The organism is Amedibacillus dolichus DSM 3991 (assembly GCF_000154285.1).
Lineage (GTDB): Bacteria > Bacillota_I > Bacilli_A > Erysipelotrichales > Erysipelotrichaceae > Amedibacillus > Amedibacillus dolichus.
Genome location: NZ_DS483460.1, coordinates 23,881 through 45,655 on the forward strand (window position 1 = coordinate 23,881; position 21,775 = coordinate 45,655).

General features: G+C 38.0%; 13 protein-coding genes, 1 tRNA gene and 1 riboswitch. Of the genes, 9 read left to right on the forward strand and 5 right to left on the reverse strand.

Annotation, left to right across the window (positions count from 1 at the left end; genetic code table 11):
• Window positions 1-46 precede the first annotated feature (46 nt).
• On the forward strand, window positions 47-1,717 hold the full coding sequence (locus EUBDOL_RS00105) for a recombinase family protein (RefSeq protein ID WP_040462696.1): 1,671 nt from the start codon (window positions 47-49) through the stop codon (window positions 1,715-1,717).
• Window positions 1,718-2,278: 561 nt separating this feature from the next.
• Window positions 2,279-3,061 (forward strand): C39 family peptidase, encoded by a 783-nt coding sequence (locus EUBDOL_RS00110; protein ID WP_040462698.1) that lies wholly within the window; start codon window positions 2,279-2,281, stop codon window positions 3,059-3,061.
• Window positions 3,062-3,309: 248 nt separating this feature from the next.
• On the opposite strand, the gene EUBDOL_RS00115 is transcribed toward EUBDOL_RS00110, so the two are convergent.
• Window positions 3,310-4,665, reverse strand: a complete 1,356-nt coding sequence (locus EUBDOL_RS00115) for an MATE family efflux transporter (protein WP_004797318.1) — start codon at window positions 4,663-4,665, stop codon at window positions 3,310-3,312.
• A 434-nt stretch (window positions 4,666-5,099) separates the two neighbouring features.
• On the reverse strand, window positions 5,100-5,426 hold the full coding sequence (locus EUBDOL_RS11780) for a hypothetical protein (RefSeq protein WP_004797319.1): 327 nt from the start codon (window positions 5,424-5,426) through the stop codon (window positions 5,100-5,102).
• Between the two features lie 120 nt (window positions 5,427-5,546).
• A riboswitch (Lysine riboswitch) is annotated at window positions 5,547-5,716 on the forward strand.
• 69 nt (window positions 5,717-5,785) lie between these two features.
• Between EUBDOL_RS11780 and EUBDOL_RS00125 the strand changes: the two genes are divergently transcribed.
• Window positions 5,786-7,549: a Na+/H+ antiporter NhaC family protein gene (locus EUBDOL_RS00125; protein ID WP_022420664.1), complete on the forward strand. Its 1,764-nt coding sequence runs from the start codon at window positions 5,786-5,788 to the stop codon at window positions 7,547-7,549.
• A 346-nt stretch (window positions 7,550-7,895) separates the two neighbouring features.
• Here the strand turns inward: EUBDOL_RS00125 and EUBDOL_RS00130 are convergent, their stop codons facing one another.
• The 3 genes from EUBDOL_RS00130 to EUBDOL_RS00135 all read right to left on the reverse strand — a co-directional run bounded on the left by EUBDOL_RS00130 (window position 7,896) and on the right by EUBDOL_RS00135 (window position 8,987).
• The gene (locus EUBDOL_RS00130; protein WP_022420663.1) at window positions 7,896-8,075 is read right to left on the reverse strand and encodes a rubredoxin; all 180 of its coding nucleotides are present in this window, start codon (window positions 8,073-8,075) and stop codon (window positions 7,896-7,898) included.
• 76 nt (window positions 8,076-8,151) lie between these two features.
• A complete protein-coding gene (locus tag EUBDOL_RS11520; protein ID WP_004797325.1) occupies window positions 8,152-8,295 on the reverse strand; it encodes a hypothetical protein in 144 nt (47 codons plus the stop codon).
• Window positions 8,292-8,987 carry a YjjG family noncanonical pyrimidine nucleotidase gene (locus EUBDOL_RS00135; protein WP_022420662.1) on the reverse strand — a complete coding sequence of 232 codons (696 nt, stop codon included), beginning with the start codon at window positions 8,985-8,987 and terminating at the stop codon, window positions 8,292-8,294. Before EUBDOL_RS00135 ends, EUBDOL_RS11520 begins: the two co-directional genes overlap by 4 nt.
• Before the next feature lie 194 nt (window positions 8,988-9,181).
• Between EUBDOL_RS00135 and EUBDOL_RS10885 the strand changes: the two genes are divergently transcribed.
• From EUBDOL_RS10885 to EUBDOL_RS00165, 6 genes are all read left to right on the forward strand, one after another.
• Window positions 9,182-10,318 (forward strand): MFS transporter, encoded by a 1,137-nt coding sequence (locus tag EUBDOL_RS10885; RefSeq protein WP_004797330.1) that lies wholly within the window; start codon window positions 9,182-9,184, stop codon window positions 10,316-10,318.
• 125 nt (window positions 10,319-10,443) lie between these two features.
• A tRNA-Trp gene (locus EUBDOL_RS00145) sits at window positions 10,444-10,517 on the forward strand.
• 363 nt (window positions 10,518-10,880) lie between these two features.
• On the forward strand, window positions 10,881-11,765 hold the full coding sequence (locus EUBDOL_RS00150; protein WP_235713663.1) for a substrate-binding domain-containing protein: 885 nt from the start codon (window positions 10,881-10,883) through the stop codon (window positions 11,763-11,765).
• Window positions 11,755-13,170 (forward strand): sensor histidine kinase, encoded by a 1,416-nt coding sequence (locus EUBDOL_RS00155; RefSeq protein WP_004797336.1) that lies wholly within the window; start codon window positions 11,755-11,757, stop codon window positions 13,168-13,170. Before EUBDOL_RS00150 ends, EUBDOL_RS00155 begins: the two co-directional genes overlap by 11 nt.
• Window positions 13,171-13,180: 10 nt before the next feature.
• Window positions 13,181-14,656 carry a response regulator transcription factor gene (locus EUBDOL_RS10890; RefSeq protein ID WP_050750061.1) on the forward strand — a complete coding sequence of 492 codons (1,476 nt, stop codon included), beginning with the start codon at window positions 13,181-13,183 and terminating at the stop codon, window positions 14,654-14,656.
• Window positions 14,657-15,031: 375 nt separating this feature from the next.
• The gene (locus EUBDOL_RS00165; RefSeq protein WP_004797341.1) at window positions 15,032-21,484 is read left to right on the forward strand and encodes an alpha-N-acetylglucosaminidase TIM-barrel domain-containing protein; all 6,453 of its coding nucleotides are present in this window, start codon (window positions 15,032-15,034) and stop codon (window positions 21,482-21,484) included.
• Window positions 21,485-21,775 lie beyond the last annotated feature (291 nt).

A 21,775-nucleotide genomic window follows, 5' to 3' on the forward strand; every position in this document is an offset into this window, starting at 1 on the left:
CTTTACATAGGATATTTTCCAAAAGTAAATTTTGGAGGTATGAATTATGAACCGATATGGAAAACGCTGTGTTTTGTATCCGAGGGTCAGCACAGAGATGCAAGTGGACGGATACAGCCTGGAAGGTCAAAAAAATATGCTGACACGATTTGCGGATCGTGAGGAAATGATCGTTGTTGATACTTATGAAGATGCCGGTAAATCCGGTAAATCCATTGAGGGACGGCCTGCCTTTCAAAAAATGCTCAGAGATATTGAGGATGGCTTGGACATTGACTATATTTTAGTGTATAAGCTGTCACGGTTTGGCCGTAATGCAGCAGATATACTTAACTCTTTGGAGCTGGTTCAATCTTATGGTGTAAATCTGATTTGCATAGAAGAAGGGATTGATTCCTCTCAGACAAGCGGAAAACTTTTGATTTCTGTACTATCTGCTGTGGCTGAGATTGAGCGTGAGAATATTATCGAGCAGACGATGAACGGGCGGCGCGAAAAGGCACGGCAAGGTGGATGGAATGGTGGCTTTGCTCCCTACGGATATACACTGGAAGATAACAAGCTGATGATTGAAGAAACAGAGGCTGTGGCAATACGGAAGATTTTTGAATTATATACTTCATCGGAAATCGGTTTGGGTGGTATTGCGAATCAGTTGAACTTACAAGGTATACGGAAAATTCCGAGGCAGAATGGCACATTAGAGGATTGGACAGGACATTTTATTAAACTGATATTGGATAACCCGGTTTATTGCGGTAAAATTGCCTATGGACGGAGAACGAAGGAAAAAGTCAAAGGCACAAAAAACGATTACCAGATGAAAAGAAATGACGATTACATTCTGACAGAGGGACAGCATAAAGGAATCGTTAGTGAGGAGGTATGGGAAAAGGCTCATGCCAAGCGTCTTAGAACCGGAGTAAAGCAACCGTCAAAAATTGGGCGGGATCGAGTTCATTTGTTATCCGGTCTGCTGAAATGCCCGGTTTGTGGAAGTCCCATGTATACGAATAAACACGCATGGACAAATAAAGATGGCACTTACAAAGAAATTTACTATTATGTATGTAGTCGGAATAGGATGGTCCGAGGTAAGCATTGTGAATATAAGGCAATGCTGAAAAAGACCGATATTGAACCGATGGTCATTGAGGCAATTCGTGAGATCGTAAGGAATGAGGAATATGCCCAGGCCATTAAAAAACGGATTGGCGTTCAGATTGACACGAAAGCTGTGGATAAAGAACTGGAGGGCTATCAGGCAAAGCTGAAGGAAGTTGATCTGAATAAAACAAGATTGGAACGGGAAATTGACAGTCTCCCTGCTGATGCAAAATACCGGGAACGAAAGCTCCATGATATGACCTTGCGGTTAGATTCCCTATATGATGTCATTGTTGAGCTGGAGGAAAAAATCGAAGATGCCAGACTTCGGCGAGATGCAATTAAGCAGCAGGCAATTACTCTTGAGAATATTTACAAAATCATGGTGAATTTCGACTGCGTTTATAATATAATAAATGACGAAGAAAAGAGAAATGTGGTCACAGCCTTGATTAAAGAAATTGAAATTTACAGGAATGACGAGTCTGAATATCCGCTAAAGCGGATTGGCCTGAATTTTCCGGTGTTCAAGGATGGCGGGGAAGTTACGGAACTTTTGTGGGACAAAGGGAATACCGTTGAATCAGTGTGTCTGATAGTAAGAAAATAAAAATTTGACTCCTGACAATTAGGAGCTAGTTAATAGTATGTTGGCTGGTTTTGAATAAAACCAGTCTTTTTGATGATAAATATATTCAGGAAAAACAAAAATCTCTAAAATAAATGATGAAGTGTATAGAGAAAAATTGTTGCAAAAATAATTCGTATTACTAAAAACTTAATATTCTATAAATTTCTTGTATTTCCATTAGAATTCCATTATAATTCTTTCGTGATATTGAAAAGGAGGTTGGCATTGAGTTTATCACATCATTACAATTGACTAGTAGAGTAAACTGCTCTACAATTTGACCCATTGAAAAAAGGCCATACGGACAGCCAGGTCAAATGCCGATTATGATGACTGTGTCATCTTGTTGAAGGGTAAAACCTTAAATTTTATAAGTGTGTACTTGTGAAATCAATAAGAGTAGTAAAAGTATAACATTACTATATAGACTCAATGACAATCTGCAAAATAAAAAGATAATAAAATAAGATATATCCATGGCATAGGCAGATTAGATGAGCAAGTACCTTCTATGAATGAGTAGAAAGGGAGAAAATGACCATGAAAAAAGTTTTAGCAATTTTTTGTTGCACAGTTTTATTATGTGCTTGTTCTGTAAATGAAACAAATAAAGAGGAAGAAAATCAAGGGAATTATACAGATGAAATGAAAATTTCTTATGCATTAGATTTATCGGAAGAAGATGGTGCGGACAGTGCAGAGCGTGAAGGTGATCACCCAAAGAGTCCGTATTTTAATCAAATTGATTTCTATAATTTAGAATCTACAGATACATTAACGATCCTACCGAAATTTAAAACGATGCAACAGACATCTGAATGGAGTTGTGGCGTGGTCGCATCTTTAATGGTAATGAATTATTTTGATCGATTGGATCAGTTTAATGAAAAATCTTTAGCTGAGATGCGATATAATGAATTAGAACCGGAAGCTACATCGTTAGCATCTATTGAAAAGATTTTTGATGAAGTTGGAGGATTTGAAACAACTTCAACATTTGATTATGCTGATAAAATGGACGAAATCAGCTTAGAAATGATTGAATCCACTTTAAAAGAAGGATACCCTATGATTGTAGCATGGAATGATTGGGGAGGCCATTGGCAAGTCATTATCGGATATGATAATATGGGAACAAAAACAACGCAAGATGATGTTATTATTGTCGCAGATTCTTATGATACTACTGACCATAATCAAGATGGATATGGAGTATATGGTGCGGAGCGTTTCTTTTATAATTGGACAATGTATGACTTCTTTGAAAATATGGGAGTTGAGAATGAACGTGATTGTTTATTCTTAATCGCGCGTCCTAATTAACTAGGTGTAATTGAAAAATTACATCTTTTTTATATATTAGAAAATTGGATAAATAAGTAATACACATTGAAATCATACAGTTCAGTTTTAAGCTTTCCGCTACATTCTCTGAATTTCTAAAACTTATCAATTCTTTCTTTCCTGTTATGAAAAAAGAATAAGACACTATAAAAGTCGAGAATATAGTTAGTATAATAACTAAATTTACTCGACTTTTTATGAGTGTGTAGATCACTTATCCTTTATTTTTAAACAACGATTGGCTGATGTATGATTTTTTTACGTACCACTAAATAACAAATGGCATGAATCGATGCAGTTAACAGCCAAGAAATCGGATAAGAAATGTAAAGACAGAATAAGGTATGATGCATTTGAAAAATGGTAAAAATCCAAATAATGCGGAAGATGCAAGCGCCACTTAAGGACACCAACATTGGCATGATGGAATATCCCATGCCACGAAGGCTACCTACAAAGACGTCCATGATACCACATAGCAAATATGGTGCAGAAATAAGGCTTAAACGTAAAATACCATAGCGAATAACTTCTTCACTGGTGGTATATAGACTAAGCAGCGGGTGTCCTAAAAGATAAGCTCCGATTCCCATTACCAAACCAATGGTACTGACAACAGCGATACAAGTAAGTAGGATTTTATCAATGCGATGATATTGTTTTGCGCCCATGTTTTGAGAAGTAAAGCTAAGTGCGGTTTGATAAACAGAATTCATCGCATTATAGACAAAGCCCTCAATATTGCTGGCAGCTGTGTTTCCGGCCATTACAACAGAGCCAAAGGAATTAACACTGGATTGAATAAGTACATTGGAGATTGAGAAAATCGTACCTTGCAGTCCGGCAGGAATCCCGATTTTTAACATTACACTTAGCTTATCCTTATGAAGTCTTATCTTTTTACGCTCCAAACGTAAAGCTCCATCAGATTTGCTTAGGCTTAACCAGATAAGAACCGCAGAAATAATTTCGGAAATCAAAGTGGCAGTTGCTACACCGGCTACTCCCATATTAAATACAATAACAAAAATCAAATTGAAGATGACATTAACAATTCCGGCAGCAGTTAAAAAGTATAAGGGACGCTTAGTATCACCAACCGCACGAAGAATAGCAGCTCCGAAGTTATAAATCATAAAAGCCGGCATACCTAAAAAGTAAATGCGCATATAAATAACTGCTAAATCAATGACATTTGCAGGAGTACCCATAAGCTTTAACATCGGTTTGGCAGCAAACACTCCGATAATCAGCATGAGAATACCACCGACAATTGCTGTATAGATGGCTGTATGTACGCTTTCTTCGATTTCATCATAATCTCTTGCACCGTAATAGCGACCGACGACGACATTGGCACCAACGGAAATACCGATAAACAGATTGATTAAAAGGTTAATCAAAGAGCTTGTAGAACCAACGGCAGCTAAAGACTCACTGCCGCTAAAGCGACCAACTACAACGATATCCGCGGCATTAAATAAAAGCTGCATGATACCGGAAAGCATCAATGGAATTGAAAATATAATAATTTTTTTGAATATGGGTCCCTCACACATATTCATTTCAAAGCTTCGTTTCATATCATCACCCTATCTTAAACGCTTTTTATTATAGCAGTATTTTTACTTTTTGCAATTTTCTGAATGAGGAAAAGCCGCTCCCTTTCGAAAGCGGCTTAAAACTATCTATGCTGCATGAAAGCTTACATCATCAATATCAATGGATTGTTCACCTAGGCCATCAGCCAAAAATACTATCTCTGCCCTTGCTGCTGACAACGGTGCTTTTTTGGTTAAAATACGATAATATCCCCAAGAGCGAGTTGAGGTAGTTGTATCTTGATTGCGTATCGTGATGGTATCTCTTGCCAGCTCACCACCGACATCATTACGGAAAATAACACTTGCCGTTAAACCGATTTGCTGACCTTCTCCTTTTGCGAAAAAGGAAAAGGCGTAGAAACACCCTTCTTGGATATCGATGAATTGCGATAGACGACCATTATCCTTTAGGTTTACAGCATATTGCCCGGACCTTGCGCATCTGTTGATGTTACAAGCACAGTGCTATTGGCAATCCACCCAACAGGCAGTTGGTTGTTTACGGCCTCCATGCCCGGATTTTCAACCTGTTCTCCTAAGGAAGTACAGCTACAACTACATTGTCCGGTAGCTCCCGTTGCTCCGGTTGCTCCGGTTGCACCTGTTGCACCGGTAGGCCCGGTAGCACCACGAAAGCCTCTAGGTCCACGTCTGCCACAACATGAATGAAAACAAGAACTTTCAAAACAGTTATCAATAGTAGTAGCATCAAAATCCTCAGGAGTACAATAGTTTCGCATAAAGCTCACCTCCAATCAATTTATAGTATGCTTCAAGACTTCAATGGAAGCGATACCTGCCTACACTTTCCACAATAAAAAATTGACAATTCATTAAAGAAAGGCTATTCTATTATAGAAAAGCATGATAGAGGCGCGATTGCTAAGAGTAGTTTTTACCACTTTTGCAGGCACAAGGACGAATGAAAGGAGTAATCGCCGAGATTTGCTAGCATTGCCTGATGCTATCAAATTGGGATGTCGGATAAGATCCGCCATACTGTCGCACAATGCGGAGAGCTATCATGGCAAATCGGGATTTTTTTATGCCCTAGCCATGATGCGTCATGGCTTTTCTTTTGGAAAAGGAGTTAAAGGGTATGAGAAAAAAACGATTTCGCTTTATCTTGATTACAGTCTTGATGCTGATTTCACTTGGCATCTTTACAACCGATGTGCATGCAAGTAAAGATCCTACACAGGAAAGTGGAACAAAAACCATACAATGTGATGCCTGTGATGGAAGTGGAGTATGTATGGAGTGTTTAGGCAGTAAGGAAAGTTGTGATAGCTGTAAAAACAGCAGGCAATGTACGACATGTCAGGGAAGTGGCTATATCGCTTCCCCAAGTAAGTTTTATAATACGGCATGGGCATTATTGCCTCCACTCATTGCAATTGGCTTGGCACTTTTAACAAAAGAAGTCTATTCTTCTTTATTTATAGGGATCATAGTTGGTGGCTTACTGTTTGCGAATTTCTCGTTAGAAGGAACACTTTTACATGTATTTAATGATGGAATTGCCAATGTTTTAGCGGATAGCTATAATGTAGGAATTTTGGTTTTCCTTGTTATTTTAGGAACTATGGTATGCTTAATGAATAAAGCGGGAGGTTCTGCGGCCTTTGGACGTTGGGCAAAAGAGCATGTGAAAAGTCGTGTTGGAGCACAGCTTGCAGTTATTATTTTAGGCTGCTTGATCTTTATTGATGATTACTTCAACTGTCTTACTGTAGGAAGTGTTATGCGACCGCTAACCGATGCACATAGGATTTCAAGAGCAAAGCTTGCTTATATCATAGATGCCACAGCGGCTCCGATCTGCATTATTGCACCGATTTCCTCATGGGCGGCAGCAGTTGCGGGATTTGCGGAAGATGGTCAAGGTCTTAGTTTGTTTATACAAGCTATTCCTTATAATTTTTATGCCTTGCTTACGATTTTGATGATGGTAGGCTTAGTACTTATGAAAATTGATTTTGGAGCAATGGCAAAGCATGAACGCAATGCGATTAAAAACAATGATGTATTTAGTGGAGAAAGCGTATATCAGCAGGTAGAAGAGCGCTTTGAAGATACGAATGGGAGGGTATTGGACTTGATATTTCCGATTCTTGTCTTAATAGTGTGCTGTGTAATAGGAATGCTTTATTCCGGAGGCTTTTTTAGAGGAGTGGATTTTATAACGGCATTTTCCAATTCCGATGCTTCCGTTGGTTTAATGTTAGGCTCTGCGATAGCCTTGTTGATTACCTTTCTTTATTATGGCTTACGTAAAGCAATGAGCTTTAAGGAAATGATGGCATGCCTTCCTGAAGGTTTTAAGGCGATGGTTCCTGCCATCTTGATCTTAACCTTTGCATGGAGCTTAAAAGCAATGACGGATTCTTTAGGAGCGAAATATTTTGTGCGTGATTTGGTAGTATCCGGTGCACAAGGAATGCAGATGTTATTGCCGGCACTTATTTTTCTAATTGGTTGTGGCTTAGCATTTGCCACCGGGACTTCATGGGGAACTTTCGGTATTTTGATTCCAATCGTGCAAAGTGTTTTCTCGATGGATCAACCACTTGCTATTATTTGTATTTCGGCATGTATGGCAGGTGCGGTATGTGGTGATCATTGCTCACCTATTTCAGATACGACCATCATGGCATCTGCCGGTGCACAATGTGATCATGTAAGTCATGTTTCTACACAGCTTCCATACGCTTTGTTATGTGCGGGAATATCCTTTGTAACCTATATTCTTGCGGGTACATTGGCATATTTTGACGGACCTGCAATCCTTGCTTTGCCAGTTGGAATGAGCTTGATGCTTGGTATATTGTTTTATTTAAAGCGTCGCTACGCAAAGCCATAAACATGCATGTATTTTCTCGGTATTTGTTGGAATCATCAGAAAAAGAACGCAGAAGCGCTCTTTTTCTTAAATTCCTTTTGTTATAGTATGAATTATTGCAAATGTATAAGCTTGTGGTAAATTCAAAAATCATGCATACTATGGGTGTGTTAGATAAAGACAAATCTGACATAACCTTCATCGCATATCCTTCGATTATTTCGACAATTATGAAATTATGTTGCTCCTCGAAAAAGATGAATTACTGATAAGATGCTTAGATATAATTTATTGTATGTGGTGGAGATATTTCTTTTTGAAAAGGCATTGCAGTCCCTATATTCTTTCTGCAATGCCGTTTTCCTTCCTATTTCTTATTTCTTTGATATTCATCGCTTGCTAAATGCACCTCTAGCTCGATACTTCTTTCTTTAAATTCTTCTTTTCCATGGTCGCACAGAGGACAGCGATAATCGTTTGGTTCCTTTTGAAAATCCTCACCATCATATACATAACCGCAAATACTGCACATATATTGTGTTTTCATGCTATCAATCCTTTCCTTTATCATTCTAAAGTAATTATAAAGAAATTTAAAATCCTGTCATGTGTTTTGCTCATACCTAGCCGTTAAAATTTACTTTATCGAATTTTGCGTTATTTTTACGCTTTCCAAGCTTTCTTTCCAAGGCTTTGGATTGCGGTTGCTTTTTTGCTTGACGACTTTTTTCTAATAATGCTTTTGTATCTATTTTCTGATTGCTCATATAGAACCTCCTACAATGTTGTATAATTCTTTTAATTGACGTATTTCATAGGTTATCGGAAGTGAGTGTTCATTGCTTAACTGTTTGGGATTGAACCAACAAGTGTCAATACCGGCATGAAAACCACCTTGCATATCGCTTGCCAAGGAATCACCGATAAGCAGCAGCTTATTTGGATCTTTTTCTTTAATTCTTGCAAAGCAAGTTGTAAAATATTCTTTTTGCGGTTTTCGATACCCGATTTCCTCGGAAATAAATACATCTTGAAACCATGATTGCAGCTTGCTTTCCTTTAGACGCCGATATTGTGTTTGAATTACTCCATTGGTTACAATATATAAATCAAAGCTTTTTGCCAATGTGGAAATAACCTCTAAAGCATCTGGTATTACTTGATGTCCGCGACTTAATGCAGCTAGGTAAGTATTTGCAAAGGCAATGCCATCATCGTCTATTTGCAGCTGTTGAAAAAGCTTGCCAAAACGGGAATAAATTACATCTTCACGTGTCTTTTCGCCGTTTTCATAAGCACTCCAAAGCTCTTTGTTAATAGCTAAATATGCTCGTTTGATTTGTTCGTTGTATGGATAGCCATAATATCGGAAGGTTTCCTTTAATGCATCATCTTCGCAAGCATCAAAATCAAGCAGTGTACCATCGGCATCGAATAATAAAGTGGTGTAGTTTTTCATGTCCATTCCTTTCCTTGTATTATTATAGCGGCATTTTATGAAAAGTAAAGAAAACAAGCGTTGACTTTTCGTTGAACCAAGAATAAAATTAGGTTAGGAGATGATTTTCATGATACGTGCACCAAAACATTGATTGCGATAAAGATATTTTGATAACATATTTTTATTGCGCAATTTTTGGGAAGGTGTAACGTATGAAATATAATAAATATGTTTTTTATGTCCTTGCTTTTCTGCAAGGGCTTGTTTTTTATAGTGCAGTGGCAATGCTGTATCGTTTGGAACGTGGATTATCGGCTAGTCAAATAGGGATTATAGAAGGAATTCATACTATTTTGATGGTTGTGTTGGAGGTTCCTTGGGGATATTTAGGAGATCGCATTGGATATAAGAAAACCTTGCTGCTATGTAATCTGTTATTTTTCATTTCTAAGCTGATGTTTTGGCAAGCGAATAGCTTTTTCGATTTCTTGGCAGAGCGATTGCTATTATCGGTTGTTATTTCCGGCATATCCGGTTGTGATATTGCTTTGTTGGATAATTCCATAAAGCCACAGGAAAGAGCACGTGTTTTTGGATTTTATCGTATGGTAGATGCTTTGGGTTGTATATGCTCCGGTCTCGCTTTTACCTTATTTTTTAAAGAAAATTATGAAATGGCAGCATTTGCAACTGTAATAGCTTATTTGTTGGCTTTTCTTATTACTTTTTTGTTGAAGGATTGTGAATCAAAACGTGAAAAACTTTCTATGTATGGCGTTTATAAAGCGTTTATGAAGCAAAAGCACATACTTTTGTTGTTAATTGCTTCTGCTCTATTTATGGAAACAATGCACACGATCACTGTTTTTTATGCTCAGCTACAATATGAACGAGTGCATATTACAATGCAATATTTCGGTATTCTTTATATTATTCTTCAGTTTTTTGCTATGATGAGCGGTTGGAGTGGAAAGTTTGTAAAAGGATTCGGAAAGAAAAAATTGACGCTTTTACTGTTTTTTATCGCAACGATAGGGTGTTTGTTATTACTTGTTACTACTTCTGCAGTGGTTTCTGTTCTCTCACTTGCCTTGCTTGTATTATGCAATAGCTTGTATTTGCCACTGTTCGATGTATATGAAAATGAATCGATTGGCATAACCATGCGAGCCTCTATGCTTTCCTTTTATGCTGTTATAATGAACGGAATCAGTGCAATACTTCCAACTTGCTTTGGACTTGCCGCGGACATTTCTTTGTCCTTTGTATATCTTTTGGGACTTATATTTATAATTATCGCAATCGGTTTATTTCTTTTTTGGCAATATATTTGTGAAAGAAAAGTATAAATAGCAGGGAGTAAATACCCATATTTCAACAAAATCTATTGATAAAGATTGATTTTCATGTATATTTTGTTAATTTTAATTGCCATGGTGCATAAACTATGGTAATATAATAGGGCAGTTGAAATAGGGGTATAGTACAATGGTAGTATAACGGTCTCCAAAACCGCTGATGGGAGTTCGATCCTCTCTACCCCTGCCATGATAAAAGACAAGAACCAATGCTCTTAGATAGTTTCTAGTTCATTGGTTTTTTTTGTGTTTTCACAAGTATTAAGGTTTATAAAAGTAATCAAAAACAAAAGGAACCTTCATTAAGTGTGCTATAATGGGATTAAACATGAGGCTTATCAAAAAAGTAAAGTGTTATGTTGTGCAATACGATTATGAAGCTATATGGATTGCCTTGTGCTAATATAGTTGTAATGGCTTTAAGCTTACTTGTCGCATAATAGGAAACCACTGTATTTTTTAGATTGAATAAGGTATTAGGAAGGAACCGGCAAAGGATACAATGAAAAAGATTTTATTACTATTGAGCATTATGCTGTTAGGAGGCTGTCAGATGGGAACGCAGGAAAAGGAGGATTACTTATATTTTCTGTTTGCTACTCCTTTGGCAGAGCACGATATTTGGTTACAAGCAAAGGAAGGCTTTGATGATGCTTGTGAGGACTTCCATGTAAAAGGCGATTGGATCGGACCTACGGTGATTGATACGCTTGAAATGGAAGATGTAGTTTACACGGGAATTTTACAGCAGGCAGATGGTATTATTACGCAAGGCGTCATTTCGCGTGATATTGTAGCTTATGCTAATCAAAAGCAAATACCGATGGTGTTTGTCGATAGCAATATGGAGAACTCCGAGCATTTATATTATATGGGAAAGGATTTCAAAAAACAGGCACAACTGTTATTAGCGGATATTGAAGAAAAGAAAGGAAAAAATGAGCCTTTAAAGGTAGCAATACAGGTAGCAAATCTTGATTTTCAAATTGCAAAGGATCAAATTGCCGAGGTTAAAGAGGTCTTTGAGCAACACCCGGGAGGATATGAAATTGTAAATGTAAGCGAATCGAAATCCGAGGAAATTCGGGCAAAAAAAGAGTGGGAGTTCGTGATGTCGCAGCATGCGGATATCAATGTAGCAATCAATTTTGCTGCTGAATCTGCAGAGTTTTGTTGGGAGGCTGCCATGCAGCAGGGGATTCGAGATGATATGTTGATTTATGGAGTTGATGATATGCCGATTACCTTAGACTTCATTAAGGAAGGCAAAATTGATGGAAGTGTGGTTACCTCTTTTTATCAATATGGATATGAAGGAGTACGAATATTATATGAATATGTTACAACGGGGAGAAAGCCGGAACATATCGAAACGAATTTGATTATTGTTGATAAGGATAATATCAATCATTATAGAGAGTTGAACGATGGAAAGTAAGAGAAGTTTTAAAGAAAAAGTAGAAAAGGCAAATACATGGCTGACAAGTATTGTTTTTGCGGTGGTTATTTTGTTTTGTATCATCAGCTATTGGACAGCATCTTCCTATAACCGCATTTTTCAAGGGTATCGTGAGCTGCAAAGCTATTATGATAATGTGAAAGTCAGCTCTGATGAGTTAAAAAAATATCTGACTTCACAAGATGAGGAAAATTTAAAGCTGCATGAAACATCAATCCATGCTGCGAAGCATAGTTTGGAAAACATTCTTGATAATCCGGTGATGGAGGAAAAATGGCGTTTTCGGCTTTTAAAAAATATGCTGAACGAATACGAGAACTCTATCAAGGAGCTTATGGAGCAGTATATGCGAAATGATGATCCGGCAAGCTATCGTGATTATTATGAACGCTTTTCCATGAATGAAAAGCTGATTCAAGAAACGTCAACAACGTATTATCACCTAGTTACCAATGCTATGAGCAAGCAGAAGGAAATGCTTGACATCATTCAGCTTGTTGCCTTTGCGATGACAGCGGCAATGGCTATTATGATGGTATTTTGGGTACGTTATTTTTCAAATCTGTTTTATACAACCTTATCAATGCCTCTGCAAAAGGTGTTAAAAAAGATTTCTTTGATTAAAAAAGGTCGCTATGATTTAGAAAAAGAGCCGCAAAGCTGTTTGGAAATGGAGGAGCTTTGTGTGGCTTTGGAGGAAATGGCAGGCAAGATTTCTCATAATATGGAAACCCAAAAGGAAAAGGCAGAGTTGGAGAAACGCTTGGCACAAAGTGAATTAAAGATGCTGCAAAATCAAATCAATCCGCATTTTCTGTTTAATACGCTGAACATGATTTATTGTATGGCAGAAAAGGAAGGTGCAAAGGAAGCCTCCTCTATGCTTTTGAAAACAAGCCATTTACTGCGTTATGGGTTGGAAATGCAAAATCGCTTGAGTGATTTTAAACGGGAATTGCATGCACTTCAATATTATATTGATATTCAAAAATTACGGTTTGGAGATAAACTTGCAATTCAAGTTGATGTGCAGGATATGGAGGCAATCGGAAATGTAGCGATACCGGGAATGATTTTTCAGCCGTTGATTGAAAATGCAATGAAGCACGGCTTGAAGGACTGTGTGAAAGATGGATTGATCGGTATTGAAATTTGTAAGACTGCAGGCAATATCAATATCAAGGTATTTGATAATGGACAGGGAATGGCGAAGCCAATGCTAAAGCAGCTGATTGAAAATGATTATCATGCACCGGGCAGTACAAGCTTAGGTTTATATAATGTCGTGCATCGCTTGAAGGCTTATTATGCAGAACGTGTCAGTATTGATATTCAAAGTGATATAGGGTGTGGATTTGCTATTTATATAAGCATTGAATTATAGGGAGGATACTATGTATAAGGTTTTGATAGTAGAAGATGAAAAAATCGAAAGGGATCATTTGGTAAGTGTGATAGAGGCATTAACGCTTCCTTTTGAAAAAATCTTAACGGCAACCAATGGAAAAGAAGGATTATCGGTATTTGAAAAGGAACAACCTCATATTGTAATTGCGGATATCAATATGCCGATGATGGACGGTTTGCAGATGATCGAAGCGATAAAGAAGCAAAGGGAGGCTACGGTATGTTTTATCCTAAGCTCTTATGATTATTTCTCCTATGCACAAAAGGCATTGCGTATAGGAGTTAAGGATTTTATTTTAAAGCCCAGTGATCGTGAAACCATTTGTGCACTTTTAACCAAAGCGCTAGAGGAAATGCGATTACGTGCAAATCGTTACGAGCAGGAAATCAAGCTGATTCAAAAAATGCATGATTTTAATGAAGAAATTATCAAGAATTGTTTTTACTCTATCATGACCTTACAGGATAAACATAAAATTCAGGAAAATTTGAAGCTGTTAGGAATTGAAGCAATAAGCGGAGTTTGTATCGTATTTACGCATATTGATAAAAAGCAGCTGTGGGAAATATGCGATATCGTTAATGATTACGGGTATTTCGGTATTTGTGATATGGTGGACACGCAAGGTGTTTTATTTGTATTTGCATCTTATATTTTAGGAACCAAGGAAATTAACAGCTTAATGGAAACCATTGCCTCACTCTATACAGAGGTTCATATATTTTCCGGTATGATTGTAAAAGAAGATGAACGTTTGATGGATTCCTATAATCAAGCCAAAGCTAAGGCACTACAAATAGGAAAGACAGCGGATACGCTGTATGATGAAAAAAGAATTGAGATGATTGCAAAGGACTTTTTGGCAGCATTGGAAGCAGAGGACAAGGCAATGCTGATTTCTCAGCTTTATCCGTTTGCTTCCATGATAAAAGCAGATGGTTTTTATGATGATATGGTGCGCCTTCTTCATACGTTAGCAAGGGAAGTAGAAAATAAATACAATCTTTATTTTGATTGGAAACTTTTTAGTAAGGATATTGATTGTAGGATTCAAGATTTTGCATCTTTGGAGGCATTTGCAATGGAAATTTATGATATGCTGCAAAAAAGTATTCATTCTGCTAGTTATACGCAAAATGTAAGCAGTTATAAAAAAGCTTTAACATATATCGAGGAAAACTATCATAAGCCAATTACCTTAGTTACGGTAGCCGAGCATTTAAGTATCACGCCGTTTTATTTGAGTCGTCTTATCAATAAGCATGGAAAGGAAAGCTTTACCGAAATCGTTAATTTCCAGCGAATTAAAAAAGCAAAGCAGTTAATTGAAGAAGGATACTCCTTTAAAGAGATAACCTATCAAGTTGGCTTTACTTCACAAAGCTATTTTACAAAGATTTTTAAAAAACTTGTGCAGATGTCGCCGGGCGAATATAAAAGCAGATTTGAACAGGACAGTTAACGCATGCAAATAAGATAGAATAAAGATAGAAAATTGATAAAAGTAAGGATCAGGTGAACCGATAAGAAGGTACACCTGTTTTTTTCACGTTCTTACAGCATAGAAAGACATACAAGGCTATGTGTACATGAAATCCACAGTGAAGAAAAAAGAAGATTTTTTTGCTAGTGCAATATATTACAAACAGTGCAATATTTTGATAGTTTTTTTAATTGCATGGCAATACATTCAAAATTATACTTATACTTGGCTATGAATGACAGTAACGACTGTTTGAGCAAAGCATATATGAAAAATTTGGAAAAGGAGGAGAAAACGATACTTGAAAGATACATCTGTTAGACAATATATGAAGTAAGAAAGAGGAGGAACATAATGAAAAAGCTATTTATTTCTTTTATTGCATTGAGTATGGCAATCGGTTCATTCCCATTGCAAAGTGTACGTGCTGCCGGAAGTAAGCTTAATATTTCCGCAAAGCAAGTAAGTGGATACGGAGCTTCAAGCAATCCATTAGCAAATATCGTTGATGGTAAAAAGGATACCTATTGGAAGTCCATGTCGCAAAACGGAGAAGGAAGTAGTGATGCGGAAAAGAAGAAATCACGCATGTACGACCATAACCGTTATATTGATATTAAATTAAATGGAACATACGATTTAGATGAAATCGTAATTTATAATAAGGAAGGCTCATATAATAATTATTATATCTATGCGTCCTTAGATGGTGAAAAATACGATAAAATTGTTTCTAAAACAAACAATTCCATAGCTACCAAGGAAGGAGATAAGCATTCTTTAAAAGGTGTGAAGGCATCTTACTTACGTTTGAATATGGCTTATAACTCCGATTCCTATGAAACAAATTTAGCGGAGATTGAGGTATTTGGAGAAAAGCTTTCCGATGATGTGAAAGCAAAGCCAGAGATTAAGATTTCCGATTGGGAAGGCAGCAAATGGCAAAAAGAATGGGATAAGTTTGAAACAGATCAGACTTATGCCAATCAAAAAACCATTAGCGAAGTATCCAACTTAGTCGGACGTGTACTAGGAGAGGAATGGAAGGATCGCTTTGTTTTTGAAATCCGTGATGATCGAGCCGGTAATGATGTATTTGAAATCGAAGATGGAGATAACAGCATTATCATTCGCGGAAACGATGGGGTTTCCTTAGCTTCCGGTTTCAATTATTATTTGAAAAACTTTGCTATGGTGGACTACAACCCACTCTATGACAGCAATACGGAAATGAAGCTTGGCTTAGTTCCGGTAAAAAACAAGATCGTAAAGGAAACGCAATACGATGTACGCTATGCGTTAAACTTTTGTACGTATTCTTATACGATGGCATTTTGGAGCTGGGACGAGTATCAAGAGTTTATCGATTGGGCGGCAATGAATGGAGTCAATTTGATGTTGGACATTGTAGGACAGGAGGAAGTAATCCGTCAGACACTGTTGGAATATGGCTTCACAAATGAAGAAATTAAAGATTATATTGCCGGTCCGGGCTATTTTGCATGGTTCTATATGCAGAACTTATATAGCTTTGGCGGACCGTTACCTGATGATTGGTTTGAACAGCGTGTAGAGTTAGGCAGAAAAATGCACGACAGAATGCAGGCTTTCGGAATCGATCCGGTTATCCAAGGCTTCTGTGGACAGGTGCCGATGTCCTTTGTTGAAAAAAATGAGGGAGCAGTGCTGACACCGATTGACGAGTGGCCAAGCTTCACACGTCCGGCAATGATCAAAACTTATTTATCACAAGAAGAAATTGCTGCTGGAAAAAAGGATTATTTTAAAGATGTAGCAAAAACCTTCTATGAGAAGCAGAAAAACGTCTTTGGAGATGTTTCCGATTACTATGCCTCCGATCCTTTCCATGAAGGTGGAAATACACAGGGCTTAGATGTTACGAATATTTTTAAAACCGTGCAGGAAGAAATGCTGAAATCTAATGCAGATGCAATATGGGTTATGCAGCAATGGCAAGGCAATTTGGATCATGCTAAGCTAAGTGGGCTAGTAAAGCCCGAGCAAGCTCTGGCATTGGATTTGCAATCCGACATGAATCCTTCCAGTGTGATGGAAAATGAAGGAATTTCTTGGATCTGGTGTATGCTTCATAACTTCGGTGGACGTATGGGTTTAGATGGTGAGGTTGAAGTAATTGCCAAAGAGCCTGCTATCGCCGCTTCAAACAATCAGTATATGAAAGGTATCGGAATTACACCGGAGGCCTTGGAAAATTCACCAATCGTATATGAAATGTTATTTGATATGACTTGGAGCAAGGATCCAATAGATTATCAAGCATGGGTAGATAAGTATGCGACACGACGTGCCGGAGGCAGCAGTGATAGTCTGCAAGAGGCATGGGATATGCTGTTGGAAACAGCTTATAAGGATAAAGGAATTTATTATCAGGGTGCCGGGGAAACGGTTATCAATGCCAGACCGGGAACCAATTTCTCCAGTGCTTCTACTTGGGGACACAGCAATATCTTATATGACAAGGAAGAATTGGATAAGGTATTGAGCTTATTGATAGAAAATTATGACGCGTTCGCAGCATCAGAAGCTTATCGTTATGATTTGGCAGATGTAGCGGAACAAGTTTTATGTAATGCAGCAATTGAATACCACGCTTTGATGGTACAAGCCCTTAACAATAAGGATAGTGCGGAATTTAAACGAATTTCTACACATTTCTTAGAATTGATCGATTTAAGTGATCGCATCTTAGGTTCAAGTGAAGAATTTATGCTTGGAACGTGGATTCATGATGCCAGAGAAATGCTAGATAATGCAGATGATTGGACAAAGGATCTGTTTGAATTTAATGCCAGAGCCGTGGTTACTACTTGGGGTGGTGAAAGAAGCGGATCATTAAAGGATTATTCAAATCGAAAATGGGCCGGTTTAACAAGTTCCTTCTATAAAGAACGTTGGAAGATGTGGATTTCCAATCGCCAGGCAGAGCTTGATAACACAGCAAAAGATCCGGTTGCTCAAAAAGCAGAAAGTAATTGGTTCTTATGGGAATGGCAATGGGTAAATCGCAAATCCGATGATGGATTTAGCTTTCCAACCAAGGCTGATTACAGCAGCTTAAAAGAACTAGCAACAACCGCACTTGAACAATATTCAACGACAAGTATCAAGGATTTTGGCGGTGGCGAAGTAGAAGAAAAAGTAAATATCGCCGAAGGAAAGCTGTTTACGACAACACCGCAGACGACAGAGGAAACACGTCGTTTATTGACAAACAATAATGCCGGTGATCTGTGGTATGGAGAAGGACAGCAGGAATATCAGTTGGTTTTGGATTTAGAAGGCGTTTATGAAATTAACAGCTTAGAAATCTATTTGGAAAACTTAGCGCAAAATTTCCAATATAACTATAAGGTGGAATTTTTAGACAGCAAAACAAATGAATGGGTGGAAATAGCACACAATACGGAAAACGATACCATGACGACACAAACCATTCTTGAGGTTGAGGAAGGCAAGAAGGTATTGGCTTCACAGGTACGCATAACAATGAATACACGCTCTAGCAGCAGTGAACAGCGCTTGCGTATCGCAGAGATTAAGATTTTCGGTAAAGCCTTGGAAACGACAACGTATTACAATGTCGCAAAAGGTTTGGTGGCAGAGTGTGATAAGCCTTCCGAAACCAATATCTCCTTACTAACCGATGACAATACCGCTACCCTATGGAAAACGGTATGGAAAGCAAGCAAGGAAGAAATGTATCCGGCAACGGTAACTCTAGACTTAGCTTATTCCTATGATGATGCCAAATATGTTGAGGTATCTTTTGAAAAAGCAGGCTTGCCTTTCAAATTTACGGTATCGGTTATTGACAGTACAGGAAAGGAAACGGTAATCCTAGATAAAACGGATCATACATCAGTACTTGAAGATGCAGTGTATAAAATCGACATTCCTGAAACTATAACCGATGTACGAAAGGTTAAGGTACATTTTGCAGATTCTACCGGACAAGGTGCAGCTTATGCCGCTTCTCCTGCTATGAGTGAATTAAAGGTCATGGCATTAAGCAGTCAGAAAAAGGAAGAAGTTAAAAATGTTGCATTACAAAAACCGGTAAGTGCATCAAGCACCAACACTGCCGGAGGCTTTAAAGCTGAATATGTAACCGATGGCAATGTGGATACAGCATGGTGCTATGATGGAAATAAAGAAACAAACAGTGGTAATGTAGAAGTTGATTTACAAGGTGTTTACGATATTAAAAATATTGATCTGACCTTTAAAAAGGAAAACTATACGAAGTATTATATCTTTGATGTATATGTGATCGATGAACTGGATCAAAAAACAATCGTATATTCTGAAAATAAAGAAAACAAGCATACATATTCCATTCCTGTGAATAAGAAGATCAAAAAGCTAGGGGTAAGCTACAAAGGAAAATCCCAAGAGAGTAACGGTTGGTTTGATGTTGCCGAGCTAGAAGCCTTTACGATCGTAGAGCCAAGTGATGCAGAGGTTATCTTCGGTGAGGGGATTCTTGATGGAGTAAGTGCAGCACAAGCCTATGCGGCAACTTTGGATAATAATCTTGATACGTTTGCAAGGGTTACAGATGAAGAAATTGTTTACGATTTGCATGGAAACTACTATGTAGAAAGTGTTGATTTTACTTTTGAAAAAGCAGAATTGGGATTAAAATACATGGTTTACGCAGAAAATGCGAAGGGTGAGCGTACAACGGTTTTGGATCGTTCCAATACCAATGCGCTTTTGGAAAACCGTAGTGTTAATGTAAAGGTAAATCGTGATGCGACTAAGATTATTTTCAAGCATCTTGGTAATAACGGACAAGGTCCTGCAAGTTTAGCGGAAAAACGCTTATATGAAGTAGATGTTCATTTAGGAAAACCGAAAAATGTTGCTTTAAATGCACAAATTACTGCCGGAGCGGAAAATATGCTAGATGCTGATGTAAATACCGCTCATGAAATGAAAGCCAATGAGGCTGTTGAAATTACTTTGGCAAAGCCGGTGGATATCAATATGCTTCAGGTATTGTTAAGCAATGAAGGTGCATATAAGATTGAGGTAAGATCAGCCGATGATCAGCAATGGACAACGATTTATGACGGAGCTGGAAAAGTGGATAATCTATTCCTATTGGATCAGGTTGTTTTTTCGGACATGCTTCGTTTAACAGCAAAAAGTGATATCTCTGTTAAGGAGTTCAGTATTTATGAATTAGATGCAACGCCTGCTTTGGTAAGCTATATCGAAGAAGTAAGAGAACTTTTAGCTTCTAAAAAATACGATGGCAGCAACGGCAGCTATAGCGTAGAAGCAAAGCAAGCGGTGGAAGCGATGCTTGCGGAGGCAGATGTGGCAATTCAAGCCGGCTTAAGCTCCAATGATGTAGAGGCATGGAAAACGAAAATTTCCAAGGCTGTAAAAGATTTTGAGAAAAACGGTGTTATCTATATCCATCGTGATGGCTTATTAAACGCTATCTCTGAGGCAGAAATCACGATTGCAAGCTTAAAGAAAGCTGGTATGCACGAGGCAGCGGAAGTATTGGAAAAGGTTTATACACAAGCATTAGAGGTTTATCGTAAATACGATGCAACCCAAGCGCAAATTGATGCTGCGCAAAAGGCATTAAACGATGCGATTGCTGCTGCACCGGAAATATCAACGGTGAATAAAACAGCTTTAAAAAAGGCAATCAAGGAAGCGAAGGCAATACAAGCTGATCGCTATACAACAAGCAGCTATAAGGTGTTAAAGAAAGCCTTGGAAGAAGCTGTTGCATGTGAAGGCTCAGATAAGGCAACACAAGAACAGGTAAACAGTGCTACCAAAAGCTTACAGGCGGCACTTGATGGCTTGAAGCTTCGTGCGGATGCTGCTGATGCTAAGGCATTGGTGGACGAAATCAAGGCTTTAGGATATATAAGCAGCGACTATACGGTGCAAAGCTGGAAAGCATTTAATGCGGCATTGACTAAGGTAGAAGCTGTAATCAAGGATTCTTCTGATGTAAATGCAGAACAGTTGAAGGTAATGTTAGAGAATCTAAGCGATGCTCAGGCTGCTTTGGTTGATATTCATGAATTAAAGGCACTTGTAAAAGAGGTCAAAGAGTTTGTGAAGAATATGACAACAAGCAGTGCTAAGAATATGAACGTGTTGTTAAAGGAAGCACAAGCGCTTTATGAAGCAGGCAGCAAAGAGGCTGTCGCACAAATGCTGACGGCAATCAAAGCAGAAAAAGCGAACCTTGTGCCTAGAGGAAATGTCGAAGCCTTAAAAGCGAAGCTAGAGGAATATAAGAGTTTGAAGGAAAGTGATTATACGGCAGAAACTTGGAGCGTATATGAAAAAGCCTTACTTGCGGCTCAAGCAATCGTAAAGGATAACAGCGATGTATCGCAAGAAGCTGTCGATACTGCCTTGAACTCTTTGGTACAAGCTAAAGAAGCTTTACAAAAGGTTATCGTAGAAATTCCTGTGGATAAGTCCATGTTGGAAAACTTGATTTCAGAAGCAAGCAACAAGCATGCGAAGGATTACACAGAGGAAAGCTGGAAGGTGTTTGAAAAAGCTTTACAGACTGCGAAAAGCGTACTTGCCGATGAAACAGTGGGAAGCAGTGATGTAGAAGCGGCATATCAAAACCTAAAGGAAGCAATGCAGGCATTGAAGAAGGCTGCTAATGCAGGAGTAGGAACCGGAGATACGACCAATATGGCATTCTCCTTAACACTGCTTTGCTTAGCAGGTGTAGCAATCCTGTTGATGACAAGAAAACGATTGAGATAATCTGATAGTACAGAGGGAACGATGATGTTCCTTCTGTTTTTTTATTTTGAAGGCGATGCTTTTAATTAAAGAAATGAAAGTAATTTGGCATCATAATAAAAAGATAGCTGCGTAGTTTATGATACCGCTATCAAAAAGTGCAAAAATAATGTTAAAAAATGTAAATAACGTATAAGAGGTTTAAGGTACTATTAGATAGGTAACGGCTTACATTTAGATAGAATCATTCATGTTATGATAAAATCTATAAAAAGTACGTCATTCATAGGAAAAGGAGATGAACAGATGTTT